The organism is Pseudomonas sp. SWRI81 (assembly GCF_014268545.1).
Taxonomy (GTDB): domain Bacteria; phylum Pseudomonadota; class Gammaproteobacteria; order Pseudomonadales; family Pseudomonadaceae; genus Aquipseudomonas; species Aquipseudomonas hamedanensis.
Map to the genome: position 1 here is coordinate 1 of NZ_JABWQS010000011.1, position 14,810 is coordinate 14,810.

Consider the following 14,810-nt stretch of genomic DNA (forward strand, 5'->3'; position numbering starts at 1 on the left):
TGTTACAGCAGTCAGATGCGAACTGTTCGTCCCACCACCCCTTCAAGTCTAACCATACAAGCGAGCTTGCTCGCGAAGGCTAGCGTTCATTCACCGTGTGTGTTGACAGATACACCTCGAAGCCCCACCGCCCGTCGGATTCACGCCTGCACCTGTCAGATCTGACAGGTGCGCATTTCACGGTAAAGCGCTTTGATAGTACCGGTCAAACACAACGTAGGGGCATCACCATGACGACTTATAATCAGAAGGAAATTCTCCAGGGCGGAGCCACAGGGGTAGCAGCTTTACAGGTGGACACGTCGTTACTTACATTGAACGGCATAATGGTCAGAAGTAATTACTGCCGCAACTTCACTGGGGTTGACGCAATCGGAAACAGTGCTGTCAGACAGCCATCCGGGGGTATCCCTCCGTACAGATATACGTCATCCAATACACGCATCGCTGCTGTAGATGCTCAAGGTAAAGTGACCGGTATGGGCAATGGGTCCGCGACAATCAGGATCACTGATCAAAGCAACGCCCAAGTCAGCTATTCCGTGGCTATTTCAAACGTATACGATTTGCTTGTCGGTCATGCCGGAATGCCTAACACGTACTCCAAATATATGCAGCATCTCGCACTATACGACTATGCCAGCATGACGCCGCAAATTCGTGCCGTCCTGGATCGCTGCTACTTCCAGCCGTGGATCGAATACTTTCCATCCAGCACTACCGCGTGGACAGGTATAGCCAATGATGATCAGGCTGAGGTTTACAGCGGCGAGGGCACCTTTGATTGGGTGGACCAAAGCGTTCATAACTCGGGTTTGGTTTTCTCGCTCCATGGATTCGGCGTAGCGCAGGAAACGGGCTATTGGGAAGTGGCGGAGCCGTTTTCGGATAAATAACAATGTTCCTCCAAGCCTGGACGAATAAGACAAAGAAGTAATCAGGCAGGGTCCCCCCCAATGCGTAAAGGCTATGTTGGGCGGCAAACTCCCTTACAAGCATGAGAGTGGACTTGCAATTTCCCTGTCTAGCTTGATCAGCGCCAACTTTGGTAGCTGATCAGGCGCTTTTGCTAACAGGCTAATTCCAACAGGAAAAAGTAGCGTCAGGGCTGAAACCATTCATGGCGCTCGGAAAAGGCATGGTGGATGAGGTCGGCAAGCATTTGGACTTCGGGCGTGTGCTGCGAATCGGTACTGATCGCCAGCCATGCTTGTAACTGCATGGGTTCGGTGAACAGCCCCGGTAACGCAATCAACCCCCGATCAAACCGGCTCATATACGCCGGCAACAACCCGATGCACGCGCTGCAGCGAATCATCTCCAGCATCAACTCATACGACTGCATCTGCACCACACCCGCCAGACGCTGTTCGACCAATTCATTCCACGGGCGAAAACTGTCGATCTGCCGATCATGCTGCCATTGCACCAACATGAAATCAGCGAGGTCGTCGGTGGTTTCGGGGCGGGCGGTGACGCGGCTGTAACGTTTGGCGATGTGCGGCAGATAGTCTAGGCGCGCCAACCGCTGCGGTTCACAGATGGCGAAGGTCGGGCCGGGTTGTGGGGTTTCGCCATGAGCCAGCCAGAGGACGACGTCGGCGCTGACGGCGCGTAGCGACAGTTCGCTGTCCAGCGCGATGATCTCCAGGCGCACGCTGGCGTTGCGGCGCAGCAATGCGATGAGGTCACGACCGAGGATGTCGTGGAGGATCGATTCGGCGACGGCCAGGCGAATCAGTGGCTGCTCGACCACCGGAAGTTTGCGTTCATGGGCCAGGGCAATCAGTTTGGCTTGTAGTTGCTGGCCTTCGCGGGTCAGGCTGAGGGCGCTGCCCTGGAAGCTGAACAGACTGTGTTGCAGTTGCTGTTCGAGTTGCGCCAGTTGTTTGCGCAACAGGGTCGAGCGTACGTTGAGGCTGCGCGCTGCTTGCATGAAACAGCCGCAGCGGGCGCTGACCAGGAAGTATTGCGCGACTTCGTTGTCGATGGTCGCGGCCCGGGTGAGCCAGGGTTCCGGTTTGTTTGGCGGCGAGCGGTAATCGCCGGTGTTGGCGCGTCCTGCGGGTTCGGTGAATGACATCGATGACTCCCTGTCGATCTATGTGGTTGTCGTTACGCAATTCCCTTGTAGGAGTGAGCCTGCTCGCGATAGCGGTGTTTCAGTCGACATCACTAAACCTGACACACTGCTATCGCGAGCAGGCTCACTCCTACAGGGGGATTTGTGTGGGGGCTGGGATCAGGGTTTTTCCTCAAGAATTTTGTTGAGTTCAGCACCATCGATGCTCAGCGTGGCGGTGTTGAGCATGCCGTCGAGGTAGGCTTGGGCGATCTGTTCCTGACGTTGCGCACGCAAGGCCTGGGTCAGTTGGTCGCGCAGTTCGTCCAGCGTCGCAGTGCGCGCCGGTTGTTGCTCGGTGAGTTTGATGATGTGGAATCCGGCAGTGCTTTGTACGGGATCGGAGACGGCGCCAACCTTGAGCCGCGCCACCGCGCCGCGCACTTCTGGCACCAGTTGCTGCAACGGTTGCAGGCCGGTATCACCCCCCCGCTCTGCCGTCACGCGATCCTGCGAATATTGCGTAGCGAGCGCTGCAAATTCGCCCGGTGCTGACTGGGCTTTCTTGCTCAACTCAAGCGCTTGTTTGCGCACCGTTTCCACATTCGAAGCATCACTGACGCCGAGGAAAATCTGACTGACCCGATACATCGCCGGTGTCTGCCAGTTGGCCTTGCCGGCGTCATACGCCTGCTGCAACTCGACCGCACTCGGGTACTCCGCCGGCACCTGACTCACCGAGCGCAAATAATCACGAAACACGATCTGCTCGGTCGCCGCCCGGGTCTGCCGGGCGATGTCGGGACGCTGTGCCCAGCCCTGCGCGTCAGCCTGTTCCAACACGGCTTTCTCGGCCAGACGTGTGCGAATCCAGCGCTCCAGCGCCTCACGGTTGCCGCGCAGTTGCTCGCGGGTCTGCTGCGGGACCGCAGCAAGCAACGCCTGCAACTCTTCAGGCGAGACCTGTTGATTGCCCAGTCGTGCCACCGCTGGCCCGCTCGCAATCGCGGCTGCCGACGACGGTTGCTGGGCAGCGACCGGATCACTTCCAGGTCGCAGCACCAGCGCCACGGCCACCACCAACAGCGCCACGGCGGCAGCGCTGACTACCATGGCAGGCTTTTTCACAGCGCCACTTCCTCTTCTTCAGTAACGACAACTTTCGCCGCCTGCGCCGCCGGGGCCTGACTGAAGTCGCGCAGGTAAACGATGAATTCCTGCAACAGCCGATCCCACAACTCCAGATTGCCACGCAGGTGATCGTTGCTCACACCCGCAGCCACCACCACGTCCATTTCCATGACCAGAAACTCGCCTTGCAATGACAACCGAGCAAAGCGCCGCGTGGCGTTCCACTGTTCGGCCACACCCTGCGGCAACTCACCTTGCACGCGCAGCGCGCAACTGAACGTGAAATCGACGTAACTGCCCTGCTCCACCGCCGCATTACCGAAACGCACGGCGTAGCCAATGCCCTGGCTGGCGCTGAGCAACTGGACGATGCCGTTCTGCTCACTCGGGTTGACGCGATAACCGGCAGCTTGCAGCACATCGGTCAGCGATTGCGGTGAAACGTGGGTGATCAATTGAGTCATGACTGCTTCCTTGTTCATCAGTGAGCGAGCGCTGCTTGCGGCGCGTCGAATTGCGTCTTGTAGAGTTCGTCGCCGAAGCCCTGAGCCAGCTCTTCAAATTTGACCCGGGCGCTGCCGGCGAAGGGCTGGCGGATCTTCATCACCTCGGCGACATCAATGTTTTCGTAGGCCGTGAGGATCTGCTTGGCGACGTCATACATTTGCTGATTCTTGACTGAACATTGCTGCACTTGTGTGTCACGTTCAGCCAGTTGCGCTTGCAGCTTCGAGCGCTCGGCCTCTTTGGCGCGAGCGAGGACCAGCAATTCGTCGTAGGCCTTTTTGAACTTGCCGGTCTGCTCGGCACTGGCCGCGACTTGCGCCTGGGCCTGGCTGTGCAGGCTCTGTTGTTGCCCGGCCAGTTGCTCGGCGAGGCCTTTGGCTTTGGCCAGTTCGGCCGTCAATTGTTTGATTTGCGCCTGCGCTGCCTTGGCCTCGTTTTGCGCCGCCAATTGCGCGGCGCTGGCCTGGGCCTGCTGGCTTTGCAGGGCCTGCAACTGTTGGGCGGTGCTGCGCAATTGCGTGCGCAAGCGTTCTTCCATGCCTTCGGCGCTCGCCCCGGTGGCGATCAACAGGCCGAGTCCGAGCCCTAACAAGCGGTTTTTCATAACCTCTCCCGGCGCTTAGAAGCGCGTGTTGATCTCAAGCTGCAAGACGTCGATGTCGAACGGCGCGCCATACACCGCCTCGGTACTCATCCAGCGCCCGGTGGCCGAAACGTTTTTCGCCAGGCCATAGTTGCCGCCCATGAAATAGCCCTTGGCGTTGGTGCCGCCGAGGTGGAATGACGAGTCGTTGAAGCCGTCCGGCAAGGCGTCCGGCTGGATGTACTTGTAGCCGGCGAACAGGTTCCAGTCGCCCTTGCGTTTGAGGTCCAGCGCGTTGCCGAGGGTGAACTGCACCATCCACGCGTTGGCGCCGCTTTCGATGTCGCCATTGCTGTCGAGGTTGTTGACGATCTGCCCGGCCGAGCGCTTGCGCATCTCGCCTTCGTCGTAGCTGAGGTTATGGATGTAGTTGCCCTGGCTGCGCAGCTTGAAGTCTTGCGGCAGGTCGGCGTCCCATACCAGGTTGAGGTCGAGCAGGTTGAACTCGGACGCCAGCCCCACGTACTGCGGTTGTGGCGTCGTGGTCGGGTTGAGCGGGTTCGGCGTGATGTCACGCAGCAGGAACACGCTGTTGCCTTTCTGCATGAACGCCGCGCGCGTGCCGTCGCTGTCGCAGCCCGGCGCACCCGCCCACGGCTCGCAAGGGCTGGAGCGCTGGCCCTGGATGTCGTCGAAGCGGTAGTAAGCCAGCGCACCTTTCAAGCGGTTGTTGCTGTTGATCGCCCATTTCGCGCCGAGTTGCGCGCCGTACAGCCACTTGTTGTCGCTCTCTTCCTTGTCGAAGCCATTGCTGCTGGCGCTGTCGTTGGTGTAATCGACCGGGAACGCGCCGACCGTGCCGAACACGCCCCAATCGTGGTTGAGCTTGTGGTCGAAAATCGCGGCCACACCGTCGAAGTTCAAGTCGTTGGAATAGAGCATGTCGGTGGACATGAACGGGTTGGCGAAGCGCCCGCCCGTCAGCGTCAATTCATCCATCGGCTTCCAGCTCAGATAGCCCTGATCGAGCCAGATGTCTTTCTTGGCGAAACCGCCGCCGAGGTTTTGCGTGGTCGAAACCGGGTTGTTGTCCGAGCCGGTGCCGATGCGGATACCGGCGGTCCACTCGGGCGATATCACCGCTTTCATGCCCAGCCGGGCGCGCAGGCGGAACAGGTTTTCGCGGTCTTCGCGGGTATTGAGCAACGGCGGCAGGCTGGTGCTGCTGTTGGGGTTCACGTCGTACGGGCCGTTGTTGTTGAGCTTGGCGAAGTCGACGATTTCGTTGCTGTTGTTGCCCGAGTAATAACGCGATTCGTCGCGCAGGCGGATGTCGCCGTCGAAGCTGATGCGTGCGGCCCATTCCGGGAAGCTGTTGGGCGCCGCCCAGTTTTCCTGTTTGGCGGTGGCCATGACTTCGGCTTTGACCTGATCGCGGATCTGGTCACGCACCGCCGCCGGCACGTATTGCACACGCACATCGCCCGGCGCCGCAACCGGCCCGGCCGCCACAGCGGTAGACGCCGCAGCCTGCTTGGCCTGCGCCGCTTCGTTCTGCGCCTGAGCGATCAGCGCGTCAGCCTTGTCCTGTTTCAGAATGCCCTGCTCGACCAGCAAGCGGATCAGATTGATCGTGGCGTTTTCCGAGGGCGCAGGCGCTGCCACGGCCTGACCGACCAGGGTCGCAATGACCATGCCGACCGCCAGGGACAATCGATTCACGTTGGAAATCATCTGCACACAACTCCTTTACCAAAGCTCGAATAAATGAATTAACCCGGACGTCGCCCTTGCAGGGACAAGCGCACAGGCAAAGTAATGGAGGCCGGAGGCCGTTCGCTGAGGGCCGGCGCGCCGCGTAACGCGGCCAGCACCTGGGTATCGATTTGCGGATTGCCGCTGGACTTGATCAGCTCGACGCGGGTGATCTCGCCGACGCTGCTCAGCCACACATCCGCTTGCAGCGAAAACGCGAGGTTGCGCAGGTCGGGGTTCTCGCGCAGCAGACGCTGAAAAGTGAACGCCAGAAACTGGCTGTACGTGCCCGTACCCAGACGCCCGCCGCCAGCACCGGCCATTCCGCCGCCCTTGCCCGCGCCGATGTTGAACGCGTCGTTGCCACTTTGCGCATCGCCGTCCATTTGCATCGGGTTGGCCAGATCATCCGCCGGCGATGGCGGCGCCTCTTCTTCAGGCTTGACCTCTTGCGGTTCAGGCGTCGGTTCTGGCTCGACGACTTTTTCTTCCACCGGGGTTTCCGGCTCCGGCGGTTTCTCCGGCGGCGGAGGCGGTGGTGGCGGCAGCGGAATGATCGTCGGCACCTTCGGCGCTTCACGGCGGATACCGCTCATGTCGTTGGCCCACTGCCAGAGGAACCACGCGGCGAGCGCGCCGATCAGCAACCCGGCGCCCCACTTGGCAAAGCGCAGCGGCGACTTTTTCACGGGCGGCGGCTCGATCGGGAGTTGTGCAGTCATGGCTCAGCCCTGGCTCGGTTTGCCGGTCACAAGACCGACTTGCGACAGTTCCAGCCGGCGCAACAGGTCCAGCACCTCAATGACTTTCTGGTATTGCACGGTCGCGTCACCGCGCACGATCACCGGAAAATCCGGGCTCTGCGCCTTCTCGATGCGCAGGCGCTCTTCCAGCTCGGCGAGCGTCACCGGGTAGGCATCGAGAAACACCTGGCCGCCGTCGTTGACCGAAATCGCCTTGGTCTTGGCTTCCGACAGCGACACCGAGGCGCTGGCTTTGGGCAGGTTGATCTGAATCCCGGAAACCTGCGCCGTGGCGGTAAGAATGAACATCACCAGCACCACCATCAGCACATCGACCAGCGGAGTGATGTTGATGCTGTCGACGGCGGCATCTTCTTCATCGTCGTGGGAGGCATTTACGGACGCCATGTCAGTGCTCCTCAGGCCGGTACAGAGTGGTTGGCGTGATGGCCGCGCGCATGCGCCGACTCACTGAGCTGGCTCTCGCCGTGCAACTCCGCCAAGCGAGTGATGAACTCGTCGACGAAGATGCGCATGTCGGCACTGACTTCCTTGTTGCGGGTGATCAGGCGGTTGTAACCAAACAGCGCGGGGATCGCGACGAACAGACCCATCGCCGTCGCGAGCAGCGCAGCCGCCATGCCCGGCGCAATGGCGTTGATGTTGACGTCGCCGGCCATCGCCGTGCCGAGGAACACCACCATGATCCCCAGCACCGTGCCGAGCAGGCCGATATAAGGACCGCCAGCGATGGCGTTGGACAGGGTCGAGAGTTTCGAACTCAGTTGCTGGTTTTCGCGGGTGCGCACGCCGTCCATGGAACAGCGGATTGCTTCGATGGTTGCCCCGGAAACCGATGAGGTGTCGGCGCCCTGCTCGCGGCGGGTGCGGATCTCTTTCACCGCCACCAGATACAGGCGCCACAACGGCGAATGCTGCAAGCGCTGGGCGAGTTGCGCGTCGTCGGCGAACATCTCCAGGCGCGTGCCAACCTTGGCGAATTGCACGCGGAAATCTTCATTGGCGGCGGTGACGCGGCCGAGGGTGCGGTTCTTGCGCAGCATGATGACCCACGACTGGAACATCATCAGCACCAGCACCGCGATGATCACCCAGGCGTCGATTGGCACGGCGTTGAGCAGAAAGCCGAGGCTGCCGAAACCAAAACCGGACTGTTCTTCATCGACACCGTAAGCCACCAGTTTCGACTCGGCGCCTTGCGAGGTCGCATCGGCCAGCAACAGCGCGGCCGGGCGGGCGACTTTGGACAGGCGCAGCTCATCGATGGCGCCCACGAATGGCTGGAACGCACCTTCGTGCAGATCGGCGCCGATGGCCATGACCGAGTTGAATGCCGGCATCGCTTGGGCCAACACTGCGCTTTCACGACCGTTGAGGTACAGCGTCACCTTCGAGCCTTGAGCGGTCAGGGCGACGTGTTGCCATTGCGCCGGAGTCAGCGCTTGCGTGGCAGCGGCGCGCTGGCCGTCGATCTCCACGAACGGCACGCCCTGGTTGACACCGATCAGCAGACTTTGCGTGCCCTCGCGACGAGCGAGAATCAATTGTTCGCCATTGGCCTGATCCAGACGCAACCAGGCACTGAACGTAAACGCACTATCGGTGTTGTGTTGCAGCGAGGGACTGGCCGGCAGCAGCAATGGCTGACCACTGAGCTGCAATGCGCGCCCTACTACGCCGTCAATTGCCGCGCCGGTCGCGCTCTGTGCGGTGTTGCCGTAGGCGGTGGTGTCTTTGGCCGGCGTGCCGGTGGCGCCGTCGAAGTGATAGAGCGCGGTGTAATTCGGATCGAAGGTCAATTGGCCGTTGCCGGTGGCCGGCGCCTTCTGGTTGCCGTAGTACATCCAGATGTCCTGGCGCTGACCGCCCTCGACGTTCGGCACATCGACCCAGATCAGCGCCATGCCCATCAGCGCATCGAAACTTTCGATCTGGTGGTTGAGTACGGTTTTGTCATCGGCGGCAACAAAGCGCAGATCCGAGCCGTCTTCTTTCACACCATCGAACGTGAAGTTGCCGGTGTGCAGGCGCACCAGCAGCGCGGTGCGGCCCAGAGCCTGATTGATCGCGGCGCCTTGCGGTGTGGTGTCGACGGCGATCTGTTTGCGGTAATGCCAGTCGTCCTGCCACCAGGCCTGGGCCGTGGCCGGGAGCACGAAGCCCAGGCAGATCAACAACGAAAGGAAGAGGCGTTGCATGGACGTGCTCCGTTAGAAAGTGGCTTGAAGGTTGAAGTGCAGGCGCGATTCCTGTTTCGAGGTGTTCGGCCCTTCGAGTAGCGGATAGCCCCAGTCGAGGCTGCCGGACAGCCATTTGCTGAGGCTGGCGCGGGTGCCGAGGCCGACACTGGCGAGGGCGTAATTGGCGTCCTGATCCGGCAGTTCGTCGCGCAGGTACAGTTGCGCGCCCTCGGCGAAGGCGTAGAAGCGCCAGTCCTGCATCCAGGTGCCGGCGTACTTCGCCAGCGACGGCGTGCGCAGTTCCTGGCTGAGCAGATAGCCGTCGTCCGCCGTGCGTTCGGCGGCCAGATAGCCGCGCACCGACGTGGCGCCGCCGGCGGAGAATTGTTCGTTGGAAACCAGTGGACCGGAGGCCAGTTGAAACGCGGCTTTGCTCGCGCTCTGCCAGTCGCTGTCGAAGGTCCAGGTGTAATTCGTGTCGCCCTTGAGCACGGCGAAACCCGGCTTGGCGCGGTAGCGTTTGTAGTCGAAATCTTCGTCGTCGCTGCCGTAGCCGAAGACGCTGCGCGTGGCCGCGACCAGGCTCAGGCCGAGGCCGAGCTGGCTCTTTTCGCTGTAGCGATAGCCGTTGTAGGCGAAGGTGAACGGTGCGTATTGCAGCGGCACCTTGTCGCTTTCGCCGGACAGGCTCAGGCGCTCGTCGAAGTCCTTGAAGTCGATGCCGGCCGACAGCGAGTTCGACCAGTTGCCGCTTGAGGGCAGCGTGTAGATCGCTGCGACGCCGTAGCTGTGACCCTTGCCGAGGACGTTGCTGCCGCCGATGGTGGCGACGTTGCTGTCGGACTGATAACCGGAGAACTGCACACTCCAGCGCTCGCTCAACGGCGCGGTATAAGAACCGGACCAGACCTTGGCGTTGTCGGTTTCCTGCGGCGCGGTGAAGAACGTCAGGTTGACGCTGTGCCCCAGTTGCCAGAGGTTGTTGTAACCGAGGCTGGTGACGGTGCGCAGCTTTTCGGTGTCGGCGCTGTAGTCGTTGTTCAGGCCGACGCTGGCGGTCCACGGGTTCTGATCTTCAACCTGAAGGTCGACATCCATGGTGCCGGGGCGCTGACCTTCGCGCACCAGCGGCATGACTTGGCGGCCGGGGGTTTTGTTGAGCTGCGCCAGTTCGCCCTGAACCTTGGCGAAGTCCGGTACCTCGCCCTCCTTCAGCGCCGGCACGTTGTCGCGAATGTCCAGTGGCGAATAGTGTTTGGCGCCGACCACACGCACGCGGCCGACCTTGGTTTCGCTGACTTGCAGGTAGACGATGCCATCGGCCACAGCCTGTTCGGGCAACTCGACGAACACCGACTGATAGCCGCGTTCCTGATAGGCCTTCTGCAACGCGTCGCGCGCGCCTTCAATGTCGCTCAGGGCTTTTTGCGGGCCGAGGAACGGGTACACCGCTTCCTCGATGGCCCGCGCATCGAGCACGGTGTTGCCGCGCACGAAGTATTCGTTGACGTCGACCAGACGCGGAGCGGCCGGCGCTTCTGCGCCCTCCTCGGCCAACGCCGGCTGCGCGCCCGCCGCCACCAGCAACCAGCCCCACAGCGCCAGCCGTGACGTGAAAATCCGTTCCACACTACCCCCTGAAATTCGCGATGACCTGTTGGCGTTTGTCGCCCCGGTGTGTTGCGTCAATTGCTGATCGTTGTCGCGCAGGCGTGCTTGCCCAGCCAGGTGTGCAAGAGCGCGAAGTTCAAGGAGAACTCGGGCATTTGCAGCAAGGCACCACAGAACACTTCGCCGATGATTTTCTGAATGAGCAGCACCGCCCGCGGCTCGTTGAGCAGCGTGGCGATGTCGCGACTGAGGGCGTTGAAGCTCCAGACTTTCTGGTTCAGGCCCAGGCCGACGAACCAGCGAAACAGCAGGTTGTAGTTCAGTTGCTCATAGAGTTGTTGTTCACTGGGCACCGAATACAGCAGTTGCAGGAGCAGAATGTGCATGACCGTTTGCGCGGGAATGAGCATGCCGGGTTCGGCATTGAGGTCGTGCAGCAGCTCGCGGTGGGCGTCGAGCAGGTCGTCGATCTGCGGGCGCAACAAGACCAGCGAATGCCCCGGCGGAATGTAGCTCGACACTTCCTTCAAGGCGCCTTGCCAGTCATCCTGCGAGACGATCCAGACCCACGGCGCGCCGTAGCGATACACCGAAACCGGCTTCTTGCGCGCGGCTTCGACGATCTTCGACAGGCGTTGATCAAGCTCCTGCATGCCCACTTTCGAGTAGCGTTCCATAGTCCCCACTGCCTCACTCCCGGCGTCCCGCCTCGGCTTGTGAAAAGCGCCCCGTTGGGCCCCTCAAGCGCGTTACACAGGCATGACCGGACTGGCTATGTGCTACCGAACTTTTGTCATAAAAGCTTCATTACACGCCACGCAAAAACCCTGTGGGAGTGAGCCTGCTCGCGAAAGCGCCGGGTCAGGCAATCGAGATGTTGAACGTGCCGCCGCCATCGCGAGCAGGCTCACTCCTACAGGGATTTGCGGTAACCGGGGATTGTGCTCAGGAACATGAATCTGTGGGATCGGCGTTGCACCTGCCCTTCTGTCCCGCACCTGTGCGTGACATTCACATGACATTTGCGGGGTTAAATCCACAGGCATTCAGGCGTATAACCTGTAGAGACTTTTTGATCTACATGCGCAAATCAACACGGGGTAGCGACATGACCACAGCAAACATCCTTGGCAACCTGTTCCCTTCAGTCAGCGACATCCCGGAAAAATACCGCCTCGATGCGCAGCTCGAGCAACGCGAATACCTTGTCGATGGTGAGTTGCGCCGCTGGGACGGCCCGCTCGCGCAAGTGCGCAGCCCGGTGTATTTGCAAGGCGCCAACGGCGACGAACAAGTGATTCTCGGCAGCACGCCGCTGCTCGATGCCGACACCGCCCTGACTGCCCTCGACGCCGCCGTCCGCGCCTATGACCGAGGCCAGGGCTTGTGGCCAACCATGCGCGTCGCCGAGCGCATCCAGCATGTCGAAGCCTTCCTCGCCCGTATGCGCGAACAGCGCGAAGCGGTGGTAAAGCTGCTGATGTGGGAGATCGGCAAAAATCTCAAGGACTCGGAAAAAGAGTTCGACCGCACCTGCGATTACATCGTCGACACCATTAATGCCCTGAAAGAACTCGACCGCCGCTCCAGCCGTTTCGAACTGGAACAGGACACCCTCGGCCAGATCCGCCGCGTGCCGCTCGGCGTCGCCCTGTGCATGGGCCCTTACAACTATCCGCTGAACGAGACGTTCACCACGCTGATCCCGGCGCTGATCATGGGCAACACCGTGGTGTTCAAACCGGCCAAGCTCGGCGTTTTGCTGATTCGCCCGCTGCTCGAAGCGTTCCGCGACAGCTTCCCCACCGGCGTGATCAACGTGATCTACGGCAGTGGCCGCGAGACCGTCAGCGCGCTGATGGCCAGCGGCAAGATCGACATCTTCGCCTTCATTGGCACCAACAAGGCCGCCAGCGACCTGAAAAAACTTCACCCAAAACCGCACCGTTTGCGCGCCGCCCTTGGCCTGGACGCGAAGAACCCAGGCATCGTGCTGCCGGAGGTCGATCTGGATAACGCGGTCAGCGAAGCGGTGACCGGTTCGTTATCGTTCAACGGCCAGCGCTGCACCGCGCTGAAAATCCTCTTTGTTCATGAAGACGTGGTCGATCACTTCATCGAAAAATTCAACGCCCGCCTGGCCACGCTGAAACCGGGCATGCCATGGGACAGCGGTGTGTCGCTGACGCCGCTGCCGGAATCGGGCAAGGTCGATTACCTGCACGCGCTGGTCGCCGACGCGCAAAGCAAGGGTGCGCAGGTGGTCAACCCGAATGGCGGCGCATCCCGGGCTTCGTTCTTCTACCCGGCAGTGCTCTATCCGGTCACGCCGCAGATGCGCGTCTACCAGGAAGAGCAGTTCGGCCCGGTGGTGCCGATCGTGCCGTACCGTCACCTCGATACCGTGATTGATTACGTGCTGGAGTCGGACTTCGGTCAACAGCTGAGTATCTTCGGCACCAACCCGGTGGCCGTCGGCCGTCTGGTCGACACCTTTGCCAATCAGGTCGGACGAATCAACCTCAACGCGCAGTGCCAGCGCGGCCCCGACACCTACCCGTTCAACGGCCGCAAGAACTCCGCCGAAGGTACGCTCTCGGTGCACGATGCGTTGCGCGTGTTTTCAATCCGTACGCTGGTGGCGACGAAATTCCAGGAGAGCAACAAGGACCTGATCAGCGAGATCATTCGCGGGCGCGATTCGAGCTTCCTGACCACCGACTACATCTTCTGACCGGCAAATCGGCAGGATTGAAAATTCCCGCCTGAAACACCCCGCTCCCGGTAAAACCAGTGTCTACACTGAGGCCAGCACTGCTGGATGCCGGGAGGCGATGATGCTCGACTACTTCGCGTTGGGTTTGTTGGTGTTCGTCGGTCTCGTGCTGTTTTACGGGATCATCGTGTTGCATGACATTCCGTACGAGATCGCCGTTCACCGCAAGCATCCGCATCAGGATGCGATCCATGCCACCGGCTGGGTCAGTCTGTTCACCTTGCATGCGCTCTGGCCGTTCCTGTGGATCTGGGCGATGGCCTATCGGGAAGATCGCGGCTGGGGCTTTGGCGACGGCAAGTCGGTTCAAAGTCATGTGCTGCGCCTGGAACAGCAAGTGCTGCAACTGCAAACCCGGCTGGAGCAACTGGAAACCCGCTCTCCCGGAACTGAACCGCCCGCCCGTCCACACGGCGAGGGGATCTGAACCATGGATCTTCTCCTTGTCCTGACCTATGCCGCTTTCTGTGTCGCACTGTTCAAGATTTTTCGCATTCCGCTGAACAAATGGACCGTGCCCACGGCGGTGCTCGGTGGCATTGTGCTGGTCGGCGCGCTGATTTTTACGATGAACTACAACCACCCGTACTCTGAGGTGGCGCGCTCGTATTTCGTCTCGGTGCCGGTGATTCCGATTATCAGCGGCCAGGTCATCGAGGTGCCGGTACAAGGCAACGAACCCCTGGAAAAAGGTGATGTGCTGTTTCGCATCGACCCGACGCCTTTCGAAAACCGGGTGAAATCGCTCAAGGCACAATTGATCGCGGCCAAAGGTGATCGTTATCGCATCACCGAACTGATTCGCCGCAACTTCGGCACGCAACGTGAACTGGACGCGGCGATCGCTCGCACCGACGACCTCCAGGCGCAGTTGGCCAACGCCCAGTTCGAACTGGACAACACCGTGGTGCGCGCGCCGAGCAAGGGCTTCGTGACCCATGTGTCGCTGCGCCCGGGCATGATGGCGAGCAAGCTGCCGTTGCGCCCCTCGATGGTGTTTATTCCGCAGGAAGGCCAGTATTTCGCTGCGTGGATGCGCCAGAACAGCCTGTTGCGCCTGACCGTCGGCGATGAAGCCGAGGTCGCGTTCGATGGCATTCCCGGCAAGGTCTTCGCCGGTCGAGTAAAAAATGTCATTGGGGTGATCGCCGAAGGCCAGGTGCAGCCTTCCGGCACGCTGATCGGTTATACCGGTTCCCCGCCGGCCGGGCGGGTGCCGGTGATCATCGAAATCACCGACCCCAACTTCGCCCAATACAGCCAACTCATGCCGGGAGGCGCTTACGGGCAGGCGGCGCTGTACAGCCAACACTTTCATCACATCGGCGCGATGCGCAAAATCCTGCTGCGCATGTCGGCATGGATGAATTACATTTTCCCTTTCCATTGATTGCAGGTTTGAAAAGCGAGGTTCGCACTGAGCACTTTCCGCACCCATCGA

13 protein-coding genes and 1 pseudogene are annotated in these 14,810 nt (G+C 60.8%); 4 read left to right on the forward strand and 10 right to left on the reverse strand.

All coding sequences use genetic code 11. The annotated features are described in order from the left end of the window. Positions 1-230 precede the first annotated feature (230 nt). Positions 231-896: an Ig-like domain-containing protein gene (locus tag HU765_RS09525; protein ID WP_186619897.1), complete on the forward strand. Its 666-nt coding sequence runs from the start codon at positions 231-233 to the stop codon at positions 894-896. 206 nt (positions 897-1,102) lie between these two features. On the opposite strand, the gene HU765_RS09530 is transcribed toward HU765_RS09525, so the two are convergent. The 10 genes and pseudogenes from HU765_RS09530 to HU765_RS27015 form a co-directional block, all read right to left on the reverse strand. Beyond that, positions 1,103-2,083 (reverse strand): LysR family transcriptional regulator, encoded by a 981-nt coding sequence (locus HU765_RS09530; protein ID WP_186619898.1) that lies wholly within the window; start codon positions 2,081-2,083, stop codon positions 1,103-1,105. 159 nt (positions 2,084-2,242) lie between these two features. Further along, positions 2,243-3,190: a peptidylprolyl isomerase gene (locus tag HU765_RS09535; RefSeq protein WP_186619900.1), complete on the reverse strand. Its 948-nt coding sequence runs from the start codon at positions 3,188-3,190 to the stop codon at positions 2,243-2,245. Continuing rightward, complete coding sequence (locus tag HU765_RS09540; RefSeq protein ID WP_186551385.1) at positions 3,187-3,657, reverse strand: YbjN domain-containing protein; 471 nt, start codon at positions 3,655-3,657, stop codon at positions 3,187-3,189. The genes HU765_RS09535 and HU765_RS09540 overlap by 4 nt, the downstream gene beginning before the upstream one ends. A 17-nt stretch (positions 3,658-3,674) precedes the next feature. Beyond that, on the reverse strand, positions 3,675-4,304 hold the full coding sequence (locus HU765_RS09545; RefSeq protein WP_186619901.1) for a DNA repair protein: 630 nt from the start codon (positions 4,302-4,304) through the stop codon (positions 3,675-3,677). A gap of 15 nt (positions 4,305-4,319) precedes the next feature. After that, positions 4,320-6,017, reverse strand: a complete 1,698-nt coding sequence (locus HU765_RS09550) for a putative porin (RefSeq protein WP_186619902.1) — start codon at positions 6,015-6,017, stop codon at positions 4,320-4,322. Between the two features lie 38 nt (positions 6,018-6,055). Then, the gene (locus tag HU765_RS09555) at positions 6,056-6,760 is read right to left on the reverse strand and encodes an energy transducer TonB (RefSeq protein ID WP_186619903.1); all 705 of its coding nucleotides are present in this window, start codon (positions 6,758-6,760) and stop codon (positions 6,056-6,058) included. Between the two features lie 3 nt (positions 6,761-6,763). Beyond that, on the reverse strand, positions 6,764-7,189 hold the full coding sequence (locus HU765_RS09560; protein WP_186551381.1) for a biopolymer transporter ExbD: 426 nt from the start codon (positions 7,187-7,189) through the stop codon (positions 6,764-6,766). 11 nt (positions 7,190-7,200) lie between these two features. Next, positions 7,201-9,000, reverse strand: a complete 1,800-nt coding sequence (locus HU765_RS09565; RefSeq protein WP_186619904.1) for a MotA/TolQ/ExbB proton channel family protein — start codon at positions 8,998-9,000, stop codon at positions 7,201-7,203. 12 nt (positions 9,001-9,012) lie between these two features. After that, entirely contained in the window at positions 9,013-10,611 is a 1,599-nt protein-coding gene (locus HU765_RS09570) for a ShlB/FhaC/HecB family hemolysin secretion/activation protein (protein WP_186619905.1), read from the reverse strand. Positions 10,612-10,667: 56 nt separating this feature from the next. Then, positions 10,668-10,997: pseudogene (locus HU765_RS27015) on the reverse strand (transposase); the annotation flags it as partial. A gap of 704 nt (positions 10,998-11,701) precedes the next feature. Between HU765_RS27015 and HU765_RS09580 the strand changes: the two are divergent. The 3 genes from HU765_RS09580 (at position 11,702) to HU765_RS09590 (ending at position 14,759) form a co-directional block, all read left to right on the forward strand. Continuing rightward, the gene (locus HU765_RS09580; protein WP_186619908.1) at positions 11,702-13,327 is read left to right on the forward strand and encodes an NADP-dependent glyceraldehyde-3-phosphate dehydrogenase; all 1,626 of its coding nucleotides are present in this window, start codon (positions 11,702-11,704) and stop codon (positions 13,325-13,327) included. 103 nt (positions 13,328-13,430) lie between these two features. After that, the gene (locus HU765_RS09585) at positions 13,431-13,796 is read left to right on the forward strand and encodes a DUF3302 domain-containing protein (protein WP_186551376.1); all 366 of its coding nucleotides are present in this window, start codon (positions 13,431-13,433) and stop codon (positions 13,794-13,796) included. Positions 13,797-13,799: 3 nt separating this feature from the next. Further along, entirely contained in the window at positions 13,800-14,759 is a 960-nt protein-coding gene (locus HU765_RS09590; RefSeq protein ID WP_186551375.1) for a biotin/lipoyl-binding protein, read from the forward strand. The last annotated feature ends 51 nt before the right edge of the window (positions 14,760-14,810 follow it).

Coding starts and splice junctions, on each gene's coding strand:
- HU765_RS09525 (WP_186619897.1), top strand. CDS start 231: ATGACGACTTATAATCAGAAGGAAATTCTCCAGGGCGGAGCCACAGGG.
- HU765_RS09530 (WP_186619898.1), bottom strand. CDS start 2,083: ATGTCATTCACCGAACCCGCAGGACGCGCCAACACCGGCGATTACCGC.
- HU765_RS09540 (WP_186551385.1), bottom strand. CDS start 3,657: ATGACTCAATTGATCACCCACGTTTCACCGCAATCGCTGACCGATGTG.
- HU765_RS09545 (WP_186619901.1), bottom strand. CDS start 4,304: ATGAAAAACCGCTTGTTAGGGCTCGGACTCGGCCTGTTGATCGCCACC.
- HU765_RS09550 (WP_186619902.1), bottom strand. CDS start 6,017: ATGATTTCCAACGTGAATCGATTGTCCCTGGCGGTCGGCATGGTCATT.
- HU765_RS09555 (WP_186619903.1), bottom strand. CDS start 6,760: ATGACTGCACAACTCCCGATCGAGCCGCCGCCCGTGAAAAAGTCGCCG.
- HU765_RS09560 (WP_186551381.1), bottom strand. CDS start 7,189: ATGGCGTCCGTAAATGCCTCCCACGACGATGAAGAAGATGCCGCCGTC.
- HU765_RS09565 (WP_186619904.1), bottom strand. CDS start 9,000: ATGCAACGCCTCTTCCTTTCGTTGTTGATCTGCCTGGGCTTCGTGCTC.
- HU765_RS09580 (WP_186619908.1), top strand. CDS start 11,702: ATGACCACAGCAAACATCCTTGGCAACCTGTTCCCTTCAGTCAGCGAC.
- HU765_RS09585 (WP_186551376.1), top strand. CDS start 13,431: ATGCTCGACTACTTCGCGTTGGGTTTGTTGGTGTTCGTCGGTCTCGTG.
- HU765_RS09590 (WP_186551375.1), top strand. CDS start 13,800: ATGGATCTTCTCCTTGTCCTGACCTATGCCGCTTTCTGTGTCGCACTG.